The organism is Pseudomonas sp. P5_B2 (assembly GCF_056400445.1).
This window is the reverse complement of record NZ_JBFULH010000336.1, coordinates 1-4,540: the sequence shown is the minus strand read 5'-3', so window position 1 is coordinate 4,540 and position 4,540 is coordinate 1. Positions and strand designations below refer to the sequence as shown.

The following is a 4,540-nucleotide window of genomic DNA, read 5'->3' as shown; positions in this document are numbered from 1 at the left end:
ATGTTAAACCGCTTTCGCGAGCAGGCTCGCTCCCACAGGGGCCAGTTTCAAAACAAGAACAGATTTGAAGAGGACAAATGCCATGCAAACCAAACTCTTGATCAACGGCCAACTGATCGACGGCGAAGGCCCCGCCCAACCGGTGTTCAACCCGGCTCTTGGTAGCGTACTGGTAGAAATCAACGAAGCCAGCGAAGCCCAGGTCGATGCCGCCGTGCGTGCTGCCGATGCCGCCTTCGAAGGCTGGTCGCAAACCCCGCCGAAAGAGCGCTCGCTGCTGCTGCTCAAACTCGCCGACGCCATCGAAGCCCATGGCGAAGAGCTGGCCAAACTGGAGTCGGACAACTGCGGCAAACCCTACAGCGCAGCACTGAACGACGAGATCCCGGCGATTGCCGACGTGTTCCGTTTCTTCGCTGGCGCCAGCCGCTGCATGAGCGGTTCGGCGGGTGGTGAATACCTGCCGGGGCACACCTCGATGATCCGCCGCGACCCGGTCGGCGTGATCGCCTCCATCGCGCCGTGGAACTACCCGCTGATGATGGTCGCCTGGAAAATCGCCCCGGCCCTCGCCGCCGGTAATACCGTGGTGCTCAAGCCGTCGGAACAAACTCCGTTGACCGCCCTGCGCCTGGCGCAACTGGCGTCGGACATCTTCCCGGCCGGTGTACTCAACCTGGTATTTGGCCGTGGCCCTAGCGTGGGCAGCCCGTTGGTGACCCACCCAAAAGTACGCATGGTGTCGCTGACCGGATCGATTGCCACCGGCTCCAACATCATTTCCAGCACCGCCGACAGCGTCAAACGCATGCATATGGAACTGGGCGGCAAAGCCCCGGTGATTATCTTCGATGACGCCGACATCGACTCCGCCGTAGAAGGCATTCGCACCTTCGGTTTCTACAACGCCGGCCAGGATTGCACCGCCGCGTGCCGCATCTATGCGCAGGCCGGCATCTACGAAAAGTTCGTCGAGAAACTCGGCGAAGCGGTCAGCAGCATCAAGTACGGCTTGCAGGATGATCCGTCGACCGAACTGGGGCCCCTGATCACCGCCCAACATCGCGACCGTGTGGCCGGTTTTGTCGAGCGCGCCATTGCGCAACCACACATTCGCTTGATCACCGGTGGCAAGGCTGTGGAGGGCAATGGTTACTTCTTCGAGCCGACCGTATTGGCCGACGCTCAGCAAGATGACGAAATCGTTCGCCGCGAGGTGTTCGGGCCGGTGGTTTCCGTCACTAAGTTCACCGATGAAGCACAGGTGCTGGGCTGGGCCAACGATTCGGACTACGGCCTGGCGTCGTCGGTCTGGACAGCGGATGTCGGTCGCGCCCATCGCCTATCGGCGCGGCTGCATTACGGCTGCACGTGGGTGAATACGCACTTCATGCTGGTCAGCGAAATGCCGCACGGCGGTCAGAAATTGTCCGGGTACGGCAAGGATATGTCGATGTACGGGCTGGAGGACTACACCGTCGTCCGGCATGTGATGTTCAAGCACTAAAAGCTTCGCGAGCAGGCTCGCTCCCACAGTTTGAAATACATTCCCCTGTGGGAGCGAGCCTGCTCGCGAAGGCGTCACCTCGGTTGTAGGGGTTTATACCCTCTTCGGCCTGTGCCTCGCCGCTGGCGGGCCACCGATGTTCTGGGCTTATTTGCTGGTCGGCTGTGGCCAGTTGCTGGTGTGCCTGATCTTCGGTGAAGTGGTTTCGCAGTTCCCGATTTCCGGTGGCGTCTACCCATGGGCCCGCCGCTTGGTGGGCAAACGCTGGGCGTGGATGGTCGGCTGGATCTACTCCATCGCCCTGTGCGTGACCATCGCCGCCGTTGCAGTGGGTGCCGGTCCGTACCTGGCCGCCATGATGGGCTTCGAACCGAGCGGCAACACCAACATCATCGCCCTGTTCCTGACGCTGTTCGCCATCCTGGTCAACCTCAGCGGCACCAAGGTACTGGCGCGCATCGCCATGTTCGGCTTCCTGTGTGAATTGATCGGCGCGGTGATCGTCGGCGTTTACCTGCTGGTCTTCGAGCGCCATCAATCGCTCAGCGTGTTGTTCAACACCTTTGACATCAGCATCGATGGCTCGTACTTGCCAGCCGTCCTCACGGCGGCGGCGTCGCCGCGATGTTCGCCTGCCTGGCGCTGCTCCTCGCCGTGCCGGACATGCAAGCCGCGATCAACGGCACCGACAAAGACCCGGTCACCACCATCCTCAACAACGCCTTCGGCCCGGTCGGTTCGAGAGTGGTGATGGGCGTGGTGATGATTTCCTTCATTTCCTGCGTCATCAGCCTGCAAGCGGCGGCGAGTCGTCTGCTGTATTCCTACGCTCGCGACAAAATGGTCATCGGCAGCTCACTGCTGAAGAAGATCTCGCCAACCACTCAGGTGCCGGTTGCCGCGCTGTTCGTGTCCGGTGTCCCGCCGGCACTGATCATCATCCTCGGCTTCTTCCTGCAGGATGCGGTGGCAACCATCGTCAGCTTCGCGGCGATCGGCATCTACCTGGCCTTCCAGGATCATCGTGCTCGGGGCATTTTATGCACGGATGAAAGGCTGGAAACCCAGCGGCAAATYCACCCTCGGYGCATGGGGCTGGCTGGTGAATATCGGCGCGCTGGTCTACGGCGTCGGCGCGATCATCAACATGGCTTAGCCACGCACGCCGGATGCGGCGTGGTACATCAACTACGCCATGGTGGGATTTATCCCCACCCGCTAAAGTTTCCTCAAACCAACGCACACGCGGGTTGACGAAATTCAGGGCAGCCCCTAGGGTGTTTACGTCGTTTACAACGTATACACATGCTCAGGAGAGCCACCATGGCCTCACCCGTTTTGTCTTTTCGTGTTGAAGAACTTCTGGCCCAGCAGCTTGATCAACTGGCAGCAGCTACTGATCGCGACCGTCAATACCATCTAAAACGTGCATTGGTTCGATATGTGGAAGCCGAGTCATGGCATCTGCAAGCCATAAGTGACGGCATAGCCGATGCCGACGCTGGAAACCTTACCGATCTGGACGCCGTGAAGGCTAAGTGGGCAAAACGTGCCGAGCGTAGTACTGACTGAAAAAGCTGAAAGTGACCTGGATGGAATCCACGAGTATTACCAAAGAGTCCTTGGAGTTGACGCGGCCTTCGACGTTATTTCGATTATTTTGCAGTCTTTCCACCAACTGGAAAGATTTCCCGGCTCGGGCAGACCGTCGCTCGTACCGGATGTTCGTGAGCTGGTGCTTGGCCGATTTCCGTTTATCGCTCCCTATCGATTGATAGATGACCAAATACAAGTGCTGCGCGTACTGCACCAGCGAACCGAGCGATTGCAGGATTGGTAACTGGCAACATTCAGCCGCGGCATAATTGCCCCAGCTGAATGCTTGTTTCATCAAAACCGCGAAACACTCCTCATCGCATCCACCAGATACCGCATCGCAATCCGGTCGCTCTCCGACAGCTCTCGATACCGTTCCAGCAACTTCATTTCGTCCGGACTGAGCCGGCGCCTTCGACGGCCGCTTGCCAGGCAAGGAAGAATTCCTAACATTTCGGTGATGCCTTGTACTTTTGTCATCGACGATGTCCTTCCATAAACCCGAGAAAATTTCAAAAACCGCATCGCCCTCTCCTTTTTGTTTGTCGCCGGCCTGAAGGGCAGAAGCCGGTCATGACCACAGAATAGAAACTATCTGCGCGGTGAAAAGCGGTTTTTAGAGTAATTAGTCAAAAAAATCAGAAATGCCCTATAAATCAGAAAGTACTGTCAGAAAACTTAACCGAAATTTCTTGTTTCATTGCCGAACTGTCAAAGTGCTATCCATCAATTTTTGTCTGCAACCGAACGGTTTAAGCTATTTGGCATCTCTTTAAGGTCCGTTGCGTTTGGTCGAAGGCATGTCCGAACCGTTAATTTTGATCCAGCACGTGCCAGGAACGGCGCGGGATTGCTCACGACAGGTTGTACTTATGCATCGCAGGAATTTGCTCAAAGCGTCCATGGCTATCGCGGCCTACACCGGTTTGTCGGCCACCGGTCTGCTGGCCGCCCGTGCCTGGGCGGGCAACGCTACGGCGGATGGCGAGGCCCAGGCGTTCGATTTCGAAGCGCTGAAGATTCAGGCCAAGCAACTCGCCGGTAACCGCTATCAGGACACCAAGCAGGTGCTGCCGCCGACGCTGGCGACCATGACGCCGCAGAACTTCAACGCGATCCGTTATGACGCGAATCACTCGCTGTGGAAAGACTTGAACGGTCAGCTGGACGTGCAGTTTTTCCACGTCGGTATGGGGTTCAAGCAGCCGGTGCGCATGTACAGCGTCGATCCCAAGACGCGTCAGGCGCGGGAGGTGCATTTCCGCCCTTCCCTGTTCAACTATGAAAAAACCACCGTCGACACCAAACAGCTCACGGGCGACCTGGGGTTTTCCGGGTTCAAGTTGTTCAAGGCCCCGGAACTGGACCGGCACGACGTGTTGTCCTTCCTCGGTGCGAGTTATTTCCGTGCGGTGGATAACACCGGGCAGTACGGTC

The 4,540-nt window shown here is 57.9% G+C and carries 5 protein-coding genes and 1 pseudogene; 5 read left to right on the top strand and 1 reads right to left on the bottom strand.

From position 1 onward, the window contains the following. Positions 1-82 precede the first annotated feature (82 nt). The 4 genes and pseudogenes from AC1DRJ_RS19795 to AC1DRJ_RS19780 all read left to right on the top strand — a co-directional run bounded on the left by AC1DRJ_RS19795 (position 83) and on the right by AC1DRJ_RS19780 (position 3,347). Entirely contained in the window at positions 83-1,507 is a 1,425-nt protein-coding gene (locus AC1DRJ_RS19795; RefSeq protein ID WP_477803636.1) for a gamma-aminobutyraldehyde dehydrogenase, read from the top strand. 73 nt (positions 1,508-1,580) lie between these two features. Further along, positions 1,581-2,660, top strand: a pseudogene (locus tag AC1DRJ_RS19790) (APC family permease); the annotation flags it as partial. A gap of 170 nt (positions 2,661-2,830) precedes the next feature. Next, on the top strand, positions 2,831-3,079 hold the full coding sequence (locus tag AC1DRJ_RS19785; RefSeq protein WP_477803635.1) for a CopG family ribbon-helix-helix protein: 249 nt from the start codon (positions 2,831-2,833) through the stop codon (positions 3,077-3,079). Next, entirely contained in the window at positions 3,057-3,347 is a 291-nt protein-coding gene (locus AC1DRJ_RS19780; protein WP_477803634.1) for a type II toxin-antitoxin system RelE/ParE family toxin, read from the top strand. Before AC1DRJ_RS19785 ends, AC1DRJ_RS19780 begins: the two co-directional genes overlap by 23 nt. A 50-nt stretch (positions 3,348-3,397) precedes the next feature. Here the strand turns inward: AC1DRJ_RS19780 and AC1DRJ_RS19775 are convergent, their stop codons facing one another. Beyond that, the gene (locus AC1DRJ_RS19775) at positions 3,398-3,583 is read right to left on the bottom strand and encodes a hypothetical protein (protein ID WP_452625084.1); all 186 of its coding nucleotides are present in this window, start codon (positions 3,581-3,583) and stop codon (positions 3,398-3,400) included. A gap of 392 nt (positions 3,584-3,975) precedes the next feature. Here AC1DRJ_RS19775 and AC1DRJ_RS19770 point away from each other — a divergent pair. Then, positions 3,976-4,540 (top strand): glucan biosynthesis protein (locus AC1DRJ_RS19770; RefSeq protein WP_477803633.1); only part of this gene is annotated, 565 nt, incomplete at its 3' end.